The organism is Paraglaciecola sp. G1-13 (assembly GCF_055809255.1).
On sequence record NZ_CM147903.1, the window covers coordinates 4554068 to 4570625 of the forward strand.

Below are 16558 nucleotides of genomic sequence, written 5' to 3' on the forward strand. Positions count from 1 at the left end.
TGTAGTCACGAGTATTTGGTAGATCCCTCCTGTGCAGTATGTAAAGACTACAATTTTCACTCGCTCAAGCGCATATTTAACCATCAATACCCGCCTAAAAAGCAAAAAATATCAATATGTTATAGGTTATCATCTAAAGTGGCATCTAAGCTGCTTAAAGAGTCGTTTAAACATCGAATTACAATCATAAGAATGGGGAAACCACCATGAGCGTATCTGAATTACGCCCCAACCAGGACATCGAACCTAGTGCAACCGCATTGACAGCCGGTACGTCCGTTGCCAATAGCGAATTGCGCAAGCAAACCCTAATGGTGGTGGACGATTATCATTCTAATTTACAGGCGATGAATGCGCTGTTTGAATTTCAATACCAAGTTGTTATGTTCGATAACGCAACGGACGCATTAATACACGCCCAGCAAGAGTCAGTAGATTTAATTTTACTGGATTTAGACATGCCCGATATGCACGGCTATGACGCTTGCACTGAATTGAAATCGAACCCGTTAACCGCGCACATCCCGGTCATCTTTGTCACTGCCTCTGACAGCACCGACGATGAAGCCCACGGCCTACTGTTAGGCGCTGTAGATTACATTACCAAGCCGGTTAATTTGACCATTCTGCGTGCCCGGGTACGCAATCATATGGAGCTGGTGTACTACCGTAAGCAATTAGAAATATTATCCAGTGTTGATGGCTTAACGGGCGTGGCAAATCGTCGCCAGTTGGATACAGTATTGTTGCAACACTTTGCATCAACCATCAGATTTGGTCGCTGTATGACCTTAATGATGATCGATATTGATGATTTTAAACCGTACAACGATTTGTACGGCCATATGCAAGGTGATGATTGCTTGAAACGAGTAGCTCAGGCTATCCAATCAGTTCGTCGCAGAGAAACAGATTTCGTCGGTCGCTACGGCGGTGAAGAATTTGCCATGGTGTTGCCTGATACAGACTTAGATGGTGGGCTTGTGATGGCTAATAAACTGTTACAAACCGTCAGGAGCTTAAATATTGAACATCAAGGGGCGAGTGCAGCCGACAGAGTGACCATCAGCATAGGGTTGACAGTGTTTGAAGCAAAACACGAACAACCGACACAGATGACAGTGGAAGAGCTGATTGAACTAGCCGATAGGCAATTGTACGCGGCCAAACATGCTGGCAAAAATCGTGTGAGCCATTCTCAAATTCCTGAACTTCCAGCCCAATTAAAAAGCGAAAATGATCATGAATAACGACGAAGCAAGTCAAATTCGTAAACACATCCACAATGTCAGGAACCCCCTAAACAGCATCGCTCTGCACGCAGAGTTAGGGAATATGCTACTTGAAGGGCAAGCCAGTAATCAGGAACTGCAAAATGCTTTTTCAGTCATTTTACAGCAATGCCGGGAATGTGACCGAGAGCTAGGCAAAATCCGTAATTTAGCGGCGCCTGATCGCCCCTAGCGGTAGTGACTAACTATGAACTCGATACACGGAACAACACTTCATCCATTTCCATCCACGCGTCGAATATTTCCTGACAATCATAAATAATGGTGTTAATAGGTTCTTTCACCCTATGCTCATTCAAAATCCCGCATTCCAGCAGTTCAGTAATCGCTGTACTGGCTTCGAGCAATGTCCATCCAAATTGTCCTGAAAGATAAGCAGGAGTAACGATCGGTTGCTCTGAGATGTGCGACAGTAAAGTGGCTGCATGCTGGCTGAGTTGTCTTAGTGTTAGTTTTTTTTGAATGAATGAATTTGCCACTATAAGCCTTTTGCACAAGGTCTCAGTCGTGTTGATACTCCATTGAATAGCCTCATCCCAAAAATCAAAAACCTGCTGCCATTGCCCTTGCATAATAGCACTTGGCGCATCTAAGTAACCATTATGTTGGTGAGCCAAACGAAATAGAAATGGACTGATATATGCCTTTTCATCCCGCATAATTTGACTCAAAAGTGCATCAACTATTGCTCTGTTAAGGCGCCCATTACCATCATTGAATGGATGGATCAGAATAAATTGATTGGATAACATAATGATATCTTCAATGCCTACTTGTTCGATATCGTTAACGTAGTTAATCCAATCAGTCATTAAATCCGAGACTTTTTCAGGGGGCGGTGGAACGATATGCGCCGTATCGGGTGAGCGCCCTCCTATCCAATTTTGCACATCTCTGAAACGCCCTCCATTGTGATGATGAGGATCAAGTGACTTATGCACTTCACACAAAGTGCCCAGTGTAAGTGGTCTTTTGCGTAATGATTGTAAAGCGCTTCGATACCGTTCGGATTGTAGTGTTACAGATTCAGCCAACTCATCCTTGCGCTTAAAGCCCAAACGCATCAGCGATAGACGCTTTCGAGAGACTAACCTGCCCTGCTTTAGGCTGAACCCCCCAGCTAAATAACGTGACGTAAAACGCTGCAAGTTGCCAACTTGACAATGCGTTTCTAGAAACGTCGATACTAGTGGTGTTGGTAACGCTAATGCACAAGTTTGATTGGCAAGACTTTCAGGCATTAAGCATCGGTAGTTTGCATTATTGCTTGGCCATACTTTTTCGATATACATAATGTGTTCCAGCAAATGAGGGCTGTCGAGACAGCCCTTAAAGGTTGCTCTTTAGAGTGAATAACCTAAAGTTTGGGTTTGAAATCCGAACATCTGATTGTTCGACTCATATCTTCCCCCAGCGCCAAATCCTCCTTTTCCGAAGACTTCAGCTTTTGCCTTTAAGCAGTAGTTTCCATTTACCTTAGTGATGCTATTACTAGCGCTACTGACATTCCACGAGCGGTCAACGGTGACAACTAAACCACTAACTGGAGAAGGCGAGTAGCTACTCGTGATCACTGCATTGCGACTGAAGTCAGGAATGATGTCGGTATTCGTGAAACATTGTTGTACTGACTTAGATTTATAGCACCTAAACAAACAACCCCCTTTGGATAAATCTAAACGTACCTGTTCAAGTCTAAATCCTTTGAAACTTATGAGTTCAGGACGCTGCATACACAATCCGTTATTAATAGAATCGATACAGTTCGAAGAATTGGGAAGAAAACACTTATTCCACTCACCCTGATTTGAACAATAGTTTACGAAGCGGTCGACCATGTCTTTCGCAGAGTCACATAAATCTCTTTGGCTAACGTTTCCTTCGTAGAAACTTAACCCCATTGCCTCTTCAATTTGGCCTACTGCGTCTGGGTCAATTCCATTCAAATCTAACATCCAACAACGTCGCTCCAGCTGACTGTCTAACCGTCCCCAAGTCTGCAATATGTCACGGTACTCAGTGTAGTCAGAAAACACGTCAAAATGGCTCGTGCCAGCTAAAGCACTCGGTATAGGGTAATCCCGTTCTGTTGACTCTATATTGACTAAATCTTCATCATTGCTATTGGCAAAACTGGTAAGCACAGTCATATATTCCGTGATGCTATTGAGCCTAAGGAGGTTACCGGAATCTGAACCACCGGTTTGCGTACCAATAATGTCGAATGTATAGCCTTCAAACTCTTGCTCTAAACTACTCGCTTCACTGGAGGTAAAATTGCCATCCGCGCTATAACTTTCCAGCGATGCTTTTAACTCAAGAGTTTTGCTCTTTATTTCACTGTAACTACTGTTTTCACTGACCACACGGATCGTAAATAGAATTTTTCTGCCTGTGGTAACTGTATCAATGAATTTGTCACCACAGAATTTACGAAACTCTTTTGGCTGATTATTCACTAAGTAGTTAACATAAGGAGTAGACATACCTAAAGTGAGAGCTTGTTTAGCTTGATATCGATTTTGTTTATCGATAAACGACGAAACGATAACTGAACTTTCAGTAACCTTGGATGTTTCGCTATATAACGAAGAGCTTCCTGACCCCCCGATAGAAAAACCACCAAACGATATCGAACCGCCTCCTGAACGCTTAACATCTAGTGTTGTAGCGAGAGATTCGTAAGTATCTACTTGGCTGAAGGAGTATTTTTGATCGTTAATATACTGAACAGAATCAAGTTGAGCGGCGCCTGAGAGATCCCAGCATGAATTCCCGTACACCTCACCCTTGAGTGCATCGTAGCCTTTGCTCAGCGCAGCGAGTGCAGTTTCTTGTTCTGTTTGGTTTGTGCTTAAGGCTGAATAGGTTCCTTTGCGAGCTAGTTGATAATTTGTTCTCACACTTTCTAATGGTTTGGTTACCGCGCCCCCATTATCATAGTTCGCATTAATCGAATAATACTGCGATGTTTTGTACGGGCTACAACCAACGCTATTGCATGCCCTAACCGCATATTTGACGATTTTGTCGGCGCCAGGATTTTGGATAGAGCTAAGGTTATTACCAACGGAAACGGTGCTTGAAGGTGCCGTCTGGGTTTGGGTTTCACTATCTTGTGGTATCTGATCTTTATATTGTTGGCGCAGCTCGTAGTGAAAATTAGATCCTCGGCCTGCGTTGCTGCCTTGCCACTTTACTTCTACGGAATTACTTCCTTTGGTTCGAAGTACCGCAATACTTTTTGGTACCGATGGCGCCACATCCGGTGGCGGGTCAATTGGTCCCCCACCTCCACAATCCGAATTGGTATCACACTGTATACTGGCTGACACCGATGTTTTTAATTGCCAACCCCATCCTTCTTCAGATCCCACAGCGGCTTGGTTAAACTCAGCGTCATCCTCATAAAAGCTAGATGTTTCTTGCACTTGGCTCTGGGGAGTTTCGACAGCATATGCATTTCCCACTAAACCTAGACCACTTAATAACAGCACTATTTTATTGTGTTTTAACATTGCGTAACCCTTTTGTTATGCGCGTTTAGGCGCATCAATCAGCTAGTTATTCCGTTAGTTATGCTCGAAAAACTGACACTACTTCGAGCATATTTAGTTACCTGCCTCATACTAAGAAGCAAGTTACACTACGTTAGCAAGGGTAAAAAAAAGTTACAATTAAAGGGTTGTTTTTTTACCTAAATTTAATGAAAACGTCATCTTTCCAAGGTCACTAATGAAGGAATTTTGGCTTTGAAACACCGTCAGCATTTTTCACGATCGAAAATTTTATGGCAGAAAAACCAGAGGGATATGAATATCGATATTGGGGTGAGGGTTGATAAAGAAGTGTTATGCAGTGTAGTGGCATTATTAGCCTGCGAGAGAACCTCGCAGGCTAATAAATTGAGTTGCTATGCAGCGGCGCTTGTCTCTTGACGGCTTGCGAAGTACTCATCATAGGTGCCTTGGAAGTTAATCACTTCTGTGTCCTTGATCTCAATAACGCGGGTGGCTAAAGAGGATACAAACTCCCGGTCGTGACTTACGAAAATTAAGGTCCCATCGAATTTTTTAAGCGCCGAATTAAGTGCTTCGATTGCTTCCATATCCATGTGATTTGTTGGCTCATCCATGATCAATACATTGATATCAGACATCATTAACTTGCCAAACAATAAGCGGTTTTTCTCACCACCTGAGCACACGTTCACTTTTTTGTTGAAATCATCTGCGCTAAACAATAAGCGACCTAACATTGCTCGAACCGCTAAGTCATCATGCTTAGGAGTGCGCCACTGAGACATCCAATCAAACAAAGTGATATCCATGGCAAAATCTGCCGAGCTGTCTTGTGGGCAATAACCAACAACAGCATTTTCTGACCACTTGATAGTGCCCTCATTCAATTTAAGCTCGTCTACCAAGCAGCGTAGAAAAGTCGTTTTGCCCACGCCGTTTTCACCGGTTATGGCTAATCGAGCGCCAGCTTCTAGGATCAACTCGCCACCACTAAACAATGACTCACCGTCAAAACCGTGGCCAAAGTTCTCTAAAATTAAGGCTTGGCGATGCAACTTACGGTGCTGCTTCAACGTGATTGATGGCGTACGGCGACTGGAAGACTTAACCTCATCTAACTGAATTTTTTCTAAACGTTTGGCACGAGAACTGGCCTGTTTGGCTTTTGATGCATTAGCCGAGAAACGCGCAACGAAGCCTTGTAAGTCTTCCATTTCAGCGGTTTTCTTGGCGTTACTGGTTAACAGTTGCTCTTGAATCAAAGATGACGCTTCGATAAAGGCTTCGTAATTTCCCGGGTAAATACGCAACTCACCATAATCGATGTCAGCCATGTGTGTACAAACCGAGTTCAAAAAATGGCGATCGTGAGAAATAATGATCATGGTGCATTTACGCTGATTTAGCACATCAGCCAACCAAGAAATGGTGTAAATATCCAAGTTGTTGGTAGGCTCATCCAATAACAGAATATCTGGGTTTGAAAACAATGCTTGAGCAAGTAGTACTCGTAACTTCCAACCGGGTGCCACTTGGCTCATTAGGCCATAGTGGTAGTGCTCAGCGATACCTGCCTCTAATAGAATGTCACCAGCGCGGGCTTCTGCAGTGTAACCGTCCATCTCAGCGAAATCTGTTTCAAGCTGTGCGACTAACATGCCATCTTCTTCTGACATTTCAGGCTTGGCGTAAATTTCATCTCGCTGCTGTTTAACTTTCCACAAGGCTGAATCGCCCATAATCACAGCATCTACAACGCTATATTCTTCAAAAGCGAACTGATTCTGGCTCAAAATACCTAGCTTATCACCAGGAGTAATGGAAATATTGCCAGATGAAGGCACTAAATCCCCACTTAGGATCTTCATAAAAGTCGACTTGCCGCAGCCGTTTGCACCAATCAGGCCGTAACGATTACCGTGACCAAATTTGGCCGAAATGTTTTCAAATAAAGGCTCAGCGCCAAATTGCATGGTGATGTTTGCGGTAGATATCAAAAGAAAATTCCTAGGGATGGTGTCTGTATTTCAAATAAAGAGGGAGTAACATTATTGCCGTTAAGGCTTAGCGGGGCGCACTATAAAGAAACATGGGGAATATGTCGAGGTATGTTGCTTAATTAATCAACAAAAAAGGCGCTTTGTGCGCCTTCATGTATGGTTTGTTCTATCTTGCCCAAACGTCTAAATCTGGTTGTTTTCCACCGAGCCCTAGGTGGAAAACTGCGATAACTGTAAATTAAGATCTTTGGTTCTGCCCGAGAGCAAGCCTGCTTCGTGATCCATGGCAGCGATCTTTGTGAGCTCATCTTGGTTAATAGACTTCAATCTTGTGGCGGCGCTTTGAATTGTCTCGCTGTTGTGTATTTGTTGCTCACTGGATTCCGTCATCATATTGACCGCTTCCGTCATCTGCAAAATATTATGCTGAACCTGGCTCATTAGGTCGCGAGCTTTTTGTGTTCTAGTATTAGCGGTTCCACTTAGCGATAGGCAATCAGCCATAGAATCGCTGGACAATTTTGATGAACTCAACAGGTTCTCAACAATGAGGTTTACCTCTTCCGTGCTCTTTTTAGTGCGCGAAGCGAGCGTTCTCACTTCATCTGCGACCACGGCAAAACCACGGCCATGCTCTCCAGCCCTTGCGGCTTCAATAGCGGCATTCAATGCCAATAAGTTAGTCTGATCTGCTATCGATTTAATGGTCTCAAGTACTTGAGAAATACTCTGGCAATTATCAGCGAGATTGCGCACATTCTCATTCGTTTCACTCAGCTTGGTCCCTAGGTTAGTCACGTCTTCTTTCGTTTCATCCACCGTTTGTTCTGCTTCGTGGACATGACTGTGCGCCTCTGTAGATTGCTGTTGCACGCGCTTTGTGTCTTCGTTCATGGTGCGTGACGATTGAGCCAGTTCAATTGAAGCCGTATCGATATACTGCACTTCAGTCATACTTTTTTGCTTAATCCCATGTAACTCCGTGCTATTTTGGTTGGTGATCACGGAGGTACTATTAATTTGCTCTGCAGCCCCGCGCATACCGGTGATCAGATTGTCGAACATGCTAAGTAAATTATTGAACGCCACCACAGAATCGGCATTGAGTGTTTGATCCGCCCTGACCTTCAAATCGATTGCTGCTCTGTCGCTCATGATTTTTTCGATGCTGCTGGTAAGGGCTGCAGCAGAAAGTGACTCAACTTGATTGTCTTTTGCCATTTTAGCCAGCATCAAGGCTTGCACCAGAGCGTAAACGGCATGCACGATAATAAGATAAAACAGCAGACCACCATCCGCTAAAACGTACACCCCGATCCCTTTTGATTGCATCACAAAGAAACTAAGATGGTGCACAACCACCACTAAAATCGCGGTCACGTACAACCGCCAATTTCGGTAGTACGCCAAGAACGAGAGCAGCACAAAGATCCCAAAGTGCATCTCTACTAGCCCATGCATCTGGTGAATATGAAGTGCCGTAAACAGCATTAAGCCAATGGCCACCACATGTTGAGTTAAACGTGACTGAGGCTTTAGGTGAATAAAGGTTAAACATATAACACTCGTCGAGCCGCCAACCAGAATGGCTTCTATCCAGGTTTGATTAAAATTGGCCAAGGCTAAGCTGATGATCGCTAACGCAATGAAGGTAATTTGCATATTTTTGTTTGCGCTAGTGACCCAAGCATAATGACGGTCTGACATGATTGTTCTCCAAAGACTTGTGCTGCTAACACTACTGACAATATTCACACTTTAACGGCAGCAAAAACAGTTCGTTTAAGGTGTAAATTAATGATTGTGCGCTTCTTAGTTTCGTCGCGCAATATCGCTAACAGCGTTAAGCGCATCTTAGAAACGCCCCCATGAATGTGCGTTGTAACCTACGTTGAATAAGCGACTTAGATCATAAAGTAGACTCACTCAGTACTTAAGACGTCGTACTTGCGTTCGCACAGTAGCAACCATAGCCATCGCTGACCACAGCGCTTCCCACATGTTTGTTTTCGATAACATTGGTTAAAAACCTATCAACGATGGCCGTGTCAGTTGAGCAAAAATAACCAGAGGAATAAGGCCCGAAATAACCAAGCTGTCCTTGCTCGTCGAACACCATGATGGCAGGCAATGAGGGCAAGATAATTTCTTTAGGTATGTCATTTACCGATGCATGAACAGAATGATAGGCAGATTTGTTTAAAATGGTATCAATACGATTGACGTGTATATCATTGGAAAAATTACAGCTGCAATCGGCTTGCTGAATATGCACCACCGTTTTAGCTAATGATGGATATTGTGCATGCATACTTGACGTTACTGTTGGAGCAAATTCTGCGGACATGGCGGCCAAAGCCAAGGTTTGTGCTGGGTCAAATTCCTTCTGCCTTTGCGCGCTTGAGTATGCCAAACCGCCAAGTGTCAATAAAACCCAAGCGATTAACGCCCCTACTACCACAAGACGTTTAAAAGAGTGTGTTAGCAATGGCATTTAGTTGGTTCCCCATATCACTAAACTAAAAACGTTACTAAGCGGGCTTACAAGCACATTCAAAGCGATGCATTAAGAACGAAAGGCCGACATTTGACGATTTAATGCTTCACTCATGTCATTTAGGACTTGAGCATCTTTATTCATCGATGAAATCGTCTCCAATTCTTTCCTATTACTTTCTTTAAGAGTAAGTGCGGCATGTTGGATCACATCACTGTTGCACGCTTGTTGCTCACAAGACTCGCTCATCTTTGCAACCGAATCAGATACATCTTGGATATTGTGCTGAATTTCACTCATGAGCTCGCTAACAGAACCCGTATGCGCAGTGGTGACCTGACTAAGCTCTACGCAACTTGTCATTGATGAACTCGAATCTCTTGATGAGCTTACCAGATTAACGATGATCTCGTTGATCTCTTCTGTGCTCGATTTCGTGCGAGAAGCCAAAGTGCGCACTTCATCAGCTACAACCGCGAAGCCGCGACCGTGCTCGCCAGCTCTTGCTGCTTCAATCGCAGCATTCAAAGCAAGCAAGTTAGTTTGATCTGCAATAGATTGAATGGTTTCAAGAACCTTGGAAATGTCTTGGCAATCTGCCGCTAATCTTTGAATAGTTTCACTGGTTTGCTGTAGCTTTGTTCCTAACTGTGTAACGTCTCTATGCGTTATCGCCATGGTTTGTTGAGCTTCATCTGTGTTTGCTTTAGCTCTGTCCGATGCGGCCTTGACCTGCTCATTATTACCATTCATGGCATTCGTTGATTGCATCATGTTCTGGGACGACAATTCTATGTGTTCCACCTCTTGAATACTTTGCTCTTTCGCTTGGCGCAGCGAAGCATTGTATTGGCTATTAGAGGTAGAGTTATGGTCAATTTGGTGCGCCGCTGAACGCACATCGTTAATCAACTTATTAAATAGATTCAATAAATTGTTAAAAGCAGAAACTGAGCTCGCACCCATTTTCTCATCTGCTCTTTTGGTTAAATCAATCGCTTGTTTGTCTTGCATGATAGCTTCAACACTGGAAACCAAAGACGCCGTCCCAAAAGATTCTTTACGATTATCGTTGGCCATCTTGCCAAGCATTGTAGCTTGCAAGATAGCATAAAGCGCATGAACAGCGATTAACCAAAATGCTAAGCCACCCTCAAGCAATATGTATACGGGCAAACCATTCTTTTGTAGAAAAAAGAATGACACATGATGTATAGCCACGACTGCTATCGCAGTAATATATACATGCCAGTTTCGGTAGTAGGCTAAAAAAGATAGCAACACGAATACACCAAAATGCATTTCAACTAGGCCATGCATTTGATGGATCTGCAACGCGCTGTAGAGCATCAAACCCGCCGCAACAATATGCTGTGTTAAGCGAGATTGTGGTTTAAGGCGAATGGCAGTAATCCCTATAAACGTAGTAGATACACCGACAAGTATGGCTTCCCACCAGGTTTGGTTTATCCCTGCAATGGCTAAACTAATGATAAGCAAAGCAACAAAGGTCACCTGCATTCCTTTATTGGCACTGTTTACCCATGGGCGGTCAATGTTGTTCAATGCGCTTCCCCGCTATCAATACATAAATATAAGACGATTACATGTCTCGCGCTTCTTGATGAGAAGCAATAAAAAAAATCGCGACCAAGCAGACACTTAGCCACGATTCACTTCTACTTACTATCGGAAGATTGGACCTAAAGTTTAATAATTAATCCTTGTTGAGGCGGGATATTACCTTCGCATACTTGTCCGTAAGTCTCAGCCAAGCGGCCTAAGCCATTCAGCTCTTTTACTTCAAGCCAGCTTCTACATTTCATCGCAGTTTCTGCCAGAAAACCCATTGTGCGCTGTTCAAAGCCTTGCGGCCCCCAGTCTTTAATGCGTTTCTGAATATGGCCTGGGGCAAAGAAAAATTCACTTCGGTCAGACTCAGCAGCACTTTCTGCTGAGAACTCATCCCAATGAGTCAAGCCTACGTTGATGCAATAAGTAAGATTATCCCCAAGGTGCGCACCCAATGTCGTCAAAATATCCGTACTTCCCGACATATCCACAATCACGGTGGGTTTATTTGCGTCAATGTCGCCTATTTGGTTATAACTTACGACTTGGTCATATACCCCAACTTTTTGCACAAAAGTCATATTCCCATTCGAGGTTAAACCCACACTATGAGGCGCAGTAGCATCGGCACTCAGTGCATAACCTAGCCCCAAACTGGTTTTACTCGATGCACTGATGACCACCACTTGCTCGGCGCCAAACCAGTTGTTGTCCTGCAAACGATCCCATAAACAAAATGAGGTGATATGCAGAGGAAACAACAACATACGTTCATTATCAAAGTCTGGATTATAGCCTTTTTCACCCATTAAACGTTTGTAGCTATTGTATCCTGGCGGCAACATTGCGCGGTGCGCTGAGCCATCAACCAAGCGCTGCTGAGAAACGTTAACCGGTGTCATCACCACCTGCTGTGCTGGCGGAAAGTAACCAAATAAGCGCTCGCCAACGTCTATGCCTTCGGCCTTAGATTGGGTAACCTGGGCAAATCCCCATACTGGAATGATGCCCCACTGTTTGTCGTTATTGTCCGCAGGTGGGAAGAACTGCCAATAACCGAGCCTGTCTCCCATCATGGCGTATGTAATATTGTTGGCGGTAAACGAAAAGCTTTCCACTTTAAGTGAAATTTGCCCTTCTTCGATGGTTTCAATGGCCGGGGTTTGCACCAATCGATGGCTCATTAACTGTTTTTGTTTTACCTGAAACTCACTCATTTTATGCTCCTTGAGCAGCTTCAGCTGCTAGATATTGTTGCAGTTTACCCATAGCAGGCATGGCATGTTCACGCAGTCGCCCAAGGATCATCATTTTTTCCGTGTCGGCTTTATCCACGCTTCGCACAAGTTGACTAAAGCCATCTAGACGATTTTTGAGCAACCACACTTTTAGGTCGTCGTCTTGAGACCAAATATGCTGATTGCGCATAAAGGCCGCCGTCAATCGCACCCAATCCATCACCGTATTTGGCAAAGGCACTACGCCGCAGATATGGTTTTTAGTTTTTTCATCTGGGTACTTGGCGCTGGCTTCAATATGAGCAATAAACGCAGCACTAAAGGCGGGTTGATAAGAGCGTACCGTTTGCGGCGTAATGGTGTTGCCATTAAAAATAGGCTTCACCTCTAAATTTGTAATGGCACTGGCGGAGCAATCCACGTGAATATGTTGCGGGCTGGTTTTTATCTCGCCTTGTTCAAGTTGAATACTGTCTTGCCCTATGTGGGTCACTCTGCCCATACGCACCACATTTTTGATTCGCTTAAGCTCGGCTAATTCCAATTGACTCACTGTGGCGCCGTGAAACATTTTTGGCCAAACATTTTCATCTAATCGCATAAATACATCGCCCTTCTCAAGGCGCGAGAACATATCATCTACCGAAGTAGATTGGGCGATTGCTTCCATTTGAGCCGCTTGCGCGCCAATCGCGTCAGTAAAAAATTCAGGTGTAGGTTGGGTGTTTTTGCGGTCAATCAGCCAAGCGTCTCGTGGCATTATCCATTGAATATCATCTGGGTTAACCTTATTTTCTAGTAACCATAGGCAAGCATCGATACCGGTTTTGCCACCGCCTATGATCACAAACCCTGCTGGCTTATTGGTTATTTTCACCAAATCGTTTATCGGCATAAATTGGGCGCTATCATCCACAGAAAAATTTGGCGTATGGGTACTTGGCACCGACGTTTTCAAATAAGTCGCATCAACCATTTTTCTGTTAATGGTCACCTGGTGCTCATCCCCATTGATAACAGAAACGAACTTGCCGTCGCCTTTGAAGTCAGTCATTGGGAAGTAACTCACCCGCCCTGAAGGCAAGAAGCGCTCGCGCATGATGTTATCGAAATAGGCGCTAACTTCAGCTCCAGTAGCCAGTTCATTTAAGCCTTTGTTTAAGCCTCCTTTATCGATACAACCTTTACTTAACTCCGTCGAGCTGACGCCATAAAACGCGGATGGCTGATGCAAAGTAACGAAAGGATATGCCACGTTCCAGTGGCCGCCAGGCTTGTGATATTTGTCCACTATCATAATGTTGGCGTCAGTCTCGCTAAGTAAAACATCGGCAAAAGCCATGCCTACGGCGCCAGCGCCAACAATTAAATAATCTGTTTCATGGGTGAAGGTCGTCATGCTTATTCCTGTGTTGCTTCGATTAAGGTGTTTGCACACGAGATTCAACACGGGTGCAGTCTTTTTACGTTTCTATCGTTGCCAAAAAATAACGATTGAACATAACAGCGTTATATTAAAGAATAACACCGTTATATTTGTCAAGAGAATGTTAATTGAATATTGCGAAACGTAAAATACTTCAAGCCGCATCAGAATTATTTTTAGAAGGTGGAATTGCGGCCTTAAGCGTACGCTCAATAGCCAAGCACGCTGGAGTGTCGACCATAGGCATTTACAGCCACTTTCAAGGCAAAGAAGGAATTTTGGATGAACTGTATATCCAAGGTTTTGAGTTAGTGATGCAAGCTATGGATTTCGAGCAACATGACCTATCGCCAAAAGAAGTCATGCGTCGAGGTATTCGTGGTTACTTCGCCATGGCTGAGGCTCACGAAGGTCATTACCGATTGATTTTCGGCGAGAATGACAGCCGCTATACTCCCTCAGAAGAAGCAAAGGCTGTGGCCGAAAAGGCGTTTGGCCAATTGCTAAAAGTGACAGCTCTTTTACTGCCCGATGATGCCAACATGGCCCTTAAACACAAAAAAGCCTTAGAAATTTGGGCTTTTGTGCATGGCTACGTCAGTTTAAAGCACCATGCTGTTGCCAGCATTTTCGAAACACCTGATTGGTATGTCATGGCCGAAGATGCTTTATGCATGCACATTGATGCGATCCTAGCCACACGCACTCATCTATGAGTAACTCGCTGATAAAAAAGCGCTAATTGTAGAGAAAATGTGTCATTAGCGCTCTTAAAGTCGATTAACCAACAAGCTAATCTTGCATATAACCCGGTGGCAGCGCTTTCAATGTGGTGACACCTGAGTCAATCGCGGCCTGCGCGACTGCGGTAGCCACTCGTTGCAACAAACGCGGATCCATTGGCTTAGGAATAATATACTCACGACCAAAGGTTAAACTCGTTAAATTACTGGCGGCCAATACTTCTTGTGGCACCGGCTCGCGCGCAATACTTCGGATCGCTTCAACAGCCGCTATTTTCATTTCATCGTTAATGACCGATGCGCGTACATCCAAGGCACCACGAAAAATAAACGGAAAGCACAACACGTTATTCACCTGATTCGGATAATCTGAGCGCCCTGTAGCCATGATCACATCATCACGCACAGCATGAGCCAACTCTGGTTTTATTTCTGGATCAGGATTTGAGCAAGCAAAAATAACTGGGTTAGGTGCCATCAATGCCAATGCTTCGGGCGGCAACACATCAGGACCAGACACCCCAACAAATACGTCTGCGCCGTCTAGCGCATCTTCCAAGGTACGCTTGTCAGTATTATTAGCGAATAACTTTTTATGGTGAGTAAGGTTATCGCGTCTGGTATGAATAACGCCTTTGGTATCAAGCATATAAATACGTTCTCGCTTGGCACCACATTTAATCAATAATTCCATGCAGGCAATAGCCGCTGCACCCGCTCCCATACAAACGATGGTAACGTCACAAAGTTCCTTACCTTGTACCTCCAGCGCATTGAGCATTCCTGCTGCGGTCACAATAGCGGTACCGTGTTGGTCATCGTGAAATACCGGTACATTGCAGCGCTTAATCAATTCTTGCTCTATTTCAAAACACTCGGGTGCTTTTATATCTTCTAAGTTGATGCCACCGAATGTGTCGGCAATATTCGCCACGGTGTTAATAAAGTCTTCAGTGGTGTTGTGCTTTACTTCTATATCGATGGAATCTAGCCCAGCAAAGCGTTTAAACAATAGCGCTTTACCTTCCATAACCGGTTTCGAAGCCAGTGGGCCTAAATTGCCAAGGCCAAGAATAGCGGTACCGTTTGAAATGACGGCGACCATGTTGCCTTTGGCAGTGTATTTGTATGCCGCATTTGGGTCTGCAGCAATCTCTCGTACAGGTTCAGCGACGCCAGGGCTATAAGCTAAGGCTAAGTCGGTCACAGTTTCCGCGGGCTTTGTTAGCGCAATCGCTATCTTTCCTGGTACTGGCTTAGCATGGTAGTCCAATGCTTGTTGACGAAAATCAGACATCGTGGTCTAGATCCTTAAAGTGTAGGGTTGAATCAGAGTACGTTAGCTTTCTTATGGTCTTATTTCCGACTTACGGTTCCACAATTCGCTTAAGTGAAATCATGTGTCCGAACGGCTTATTATTATTTTAGTGAAAGCCCGTTTAACGTTAACTTATCAGGTATGTATCTACATAGCTGATATGCCTGACTACATCATAAATTAAGCAAGATAGCCAAGGCTAATAACCGTGGTGAATTATGAGTAATACCAATCCGCATTAACAAGTGCCCGCCTCAGAATGCGTCCAGCGGTTTTTGATTAAGGCGTCGCTATGCCGTAATGGTTGTTCCCTTTCAAATAGTGAGAACGCAGAGCAAAAGCCGCTGGGGCATTCCTTTCAGGCGAGTTTTAAAAGGGCTTACACTGCGTTGCATGACTTCGAAAGAGAATAACTATTCATTCAGTCATGCGCCTTGTTTAAGCCCTTTTACACTCTCGCTGAGTGAACACTTTTTAACGTGGAATGGTATACTATTTGTCTCAAAGACTGAGAACGTTATAAGGTTGTTAAATTGCGGGCACAAAAAAAGGCGCTAGAAGCGCCTTTTTCGTCACGTTTTTACGCTTACTTCTTAGTGCTAAGTGCGCTGAAACGTTTGTTGAACTTGTCAACACGACCGCCAGTATCAACGTTACGTTGCTTACCAGTGTAGAAAGGGTGACACGCTGAACATACGTCCAGGTTAAGATCTTTCTTCAAAGTTGAACGAACAACGATAACATTGCCACATGAACAAGTTGCTTTCATGTCTTGGTAGTCTGGATGTATACCTGTTTTCATGGATTACCCCTAAGTAAGGCCGTATCGCTATCCAACCCGAAGTTGAACACCATACGAAAATTAAATTCGATTTATGCGATCAATGCGGCTTGCCGCAAAGAGCCGGGCATATTAATGTAACGCCTTGCCCTGATCAAGCTCTATTGGCG

General features: G+C 44.2%; 13 protein-coding genes. 3 read left to right on the top strand and 10 right to left on the bottom strand.

All coding sequences use genetic code 11. The features are described 5' to 3' along the window. Window positions 1–206: 206 nt before the first annotated feature. Both AC0L6N_RS19345 and AC0L6N_RS19350 read left to right on the top strand, forming a co-directional pair. Window positions 207–1250, top strand: coding sequence for a GGDEF domain-containing protein (locus tag AC0L6N_RS19345; protein WP_011576867.1), 1044 nt, complete (start codon window positions 207–209; stop codon window positions 1248–1250). Continuing rightward, window positions 1243–1464, top strand: a complete 222-nt coding sequence (locus tag AC0L6N_RS19350) for a histidine kinase (RefSeq protein ID WP_473476982.1) — start codon at window positions 1243–1245, stop codon at window positions 1462–1464. Before AC0L6N_RS19345 ends, AC0L6N_RS19350 begins: the two co-directional genes overlap by 8 nt. Window positions 1465–1477: 13 nt before the next feature. On the opposite strand, the gene AC0L6N_RS19355 is transcribed toward AC0L6N_RS19350, so the two are convergent. The 8 genes from AC0L6N_RS19355 to AC0L6N_RS19390 form a co-directional block, all read right to left on the bottom strand. Then, window positions 1478–2584 carry a Fic family protein gene (locus tag AC0L6N_RS19355; protein ID WP_473476985.1) on the bottom strand — a complete coding sequence of 369 codons (1107 nt, stop codon included), beginning with the start codon at window positions 2582–2584 and terminating at the stop codon, window positions 1478–1480. A 51-nt stretch (window positions 2585–2635) separates the two neighbouring features. Then, entirely contained in the window at window positions 2636–4810 is a 2175-nt protein-coding gene (locus AC0L6N_RS19360) for a hypothetical protein (protein WP_473476988.1), read from the bottom strand. Window positions 4811–5205: 395 nt separating this feature from the next. Continuing rightward, the gene (locus AC0L6N_RS19365; protein ID WP_473476990.1) at window positions 5206–6810 is read right to left on the bottom strand and encodes an ABC-F family ATPase; all 1605 of its coding nucleotides are present in this window, start codon (window positions 6808–6810) and stop codon (window positions 5206–5208) included. A 213-nt stretch (window positions 6811–7023) separates the two neighbouring features. After that, window positions 7024–8520 (bottom strand): methyl-accepting chemotaxis protein, encoded by a 1497-nt coding sequence (locus AC0L6N_RS19370; protein ID WP_473476991.1) that lies wholly within the window; start codon window positions 8518–8520, stop codon window positions 7024–7026. Between the two features lie 226 nt (window positions 8521–8746). Next, window positions 8747–9307, bottom strand: a complete 561-nt coding sequence (locus AC0L6N_RS19375) for a DUF6436 domain-containing protein (RefSeq protein WP_473476992.1) — start codon at window positions 9305–9307, stop codon at window positions 8747–8749. A gap of 72 nt (window positions 9308–9379) precedes the next feature. Next, window positions 9380–10876 carry a methyl-accepting chemotaxis protein gene (locus tag AC0L6N_RS19380; protein ID WP_473476994.1) on the bottom strand — a complete coding sequence of 499 codons (1497 nt, stop codon included), beginning with the start codon at window positions 10874–10876 and terminating at the stop codon, window positions 9380–9382. Between the two features lie 137 nt (window positions 10877–11013). Continuing rightward, window positions 11014–12099 (bottom strand): DUF2855 family protein, encoded by a 1086-nt coding sequence (locus tag AC0L6N_RS19385; protein WP_473476996.1) that lies wholly within the window; start codon window positions 12097–12099, stop codon window positions 11014–11016. Window position 12100: 1 nt separating this feature from the next. Further along, a complete protein-coding gene (locus AC0L6N_RS19390; protein ID WP_473476998.1) occupies window positions 12101–13519 on the bottom strand; it encodes an NAD(P)-binding protein in 1419 nt (472 codons plus the stop codon). Window positions 13520–13674: 155 nt separating this feature from the next. Here AC0L6N_RS19390 and AC0L6N_RS19395 point away from each other — a divergent pair, with 155 nt between their 5' ends. Continuing rightward, window positions 13675–14262 (top strand): TetR/AcrR family transcriptional regulator, encoded by a 588-nt coding sequence (locus AC0L6N_RS19395; protein WP_473477001.1) that lies wholly within the window; start codon window positions 13675–13677, stop codon window positions 14260–14262. Window positions 14263–14338: 76 nt separating this feature from the next. On the opposite strand, the gene AC0L6N_RS19400 is transcribed toward AC0L6N_RS19395, so the two are convergent. Both AC0L6N_RS19400 and rpmE read right to left on the bottom strand, forming a co-directional pair. Further along, window positions 14339–15586 carry a malic enzyme-like NAD(P)-binding protein gene (locus AC0L6N_RS19400; protein ID WP_011576877.1) on the bottom strand — a complete coding sequence of 416 codons (1248 nt, stop codon included), beginning with the start codon at window positions 15584–15586 and terminating at the stop codon, window positions 14339–14341. Between the two features lie 607 nt (window positions 15587–16193). Then, window positions 16194–16409 (bottom strand): 50S ribosomal protein L31, encoded by a 216-nt coding sequence (gene rpmE / locus AC0L6N_RS19405; protein WP_011576878.1) that lies wholly within the window; start codon window positions 16407–16409, stop codon window positions 16194–16196. Window positions 16410–16558: the final 149 nt, after the last annotated feature.

Coding starts and splice junctions, on each gene's coding strand:
- AC0L6N_RS19360 (WP_473476988.1), bottom strand. CDS start 4,810: ATGTTAAAACACAATAAAATAGTGCTGTTATTAAGTGGTCTAGGTTTA.
- AC0L6N_RS19345 (WP_011576867.1), top strand. CDS start 207: ATGAGCGTATCTGAATTACGCCCCAACCAGGACATCGAACCTAGTGCA.
- rpmE (WP_011576878.1), bottom strand. CDS start 16,409: ATGAAAACAGGTATACATCCAGACTACCAAGACATGAAAGCAACTTGT.
- AC0L6N_RS19385 (WP_473476996.1), bottom strand. CDS start 12,099: ATGAGTGAGTTTCAGGTAAAACAAAAACAGTTAATGAGCCATCGATTG.
- AC0L6N_RS19390 (WP_473476998.1), bottom strand. CDS start 13,519: ATGACGACCTTCACCCATGAAACAGATTATTTAATTGTTGGCGCTGGC.
- AC0L6N_RS19400 (WP_011576877.1), bottom strand. CDS start 15,586: ATGTCTGATTTTCGTCAACAAGCATTGGACTACCATGCTAAGCCAGTA.
- AC0L6N_RS19355 (WP_473476985.1), bottom strand. CDS start 2,584: ATGTATATCGAAAAAGTATGGCCAAGCAATAATGCAAACTACCGATGC.
- AC0L6N_RS19375 (WP_473476992.1), bottom strand. CDS start 9,307: ATGCCATTGCTAACACACTCTTTTAAACGTCTTGTGGTAGTAGGGGCG.
- AC0L6N_RS19370 (WP_473476991.1), bottom strand. CDS start 8,520: ATGTCAGACCGTCATTATGCTTGGGTCACTAGCGCAAACAAAAATATG.
- AC0L6N_RS19350 (WP_473476982.1), top strand. CDS start 1,243: ATGAATAACGACGAAGCAAGTCAAATTCGTAAACACATCCACAATGTC.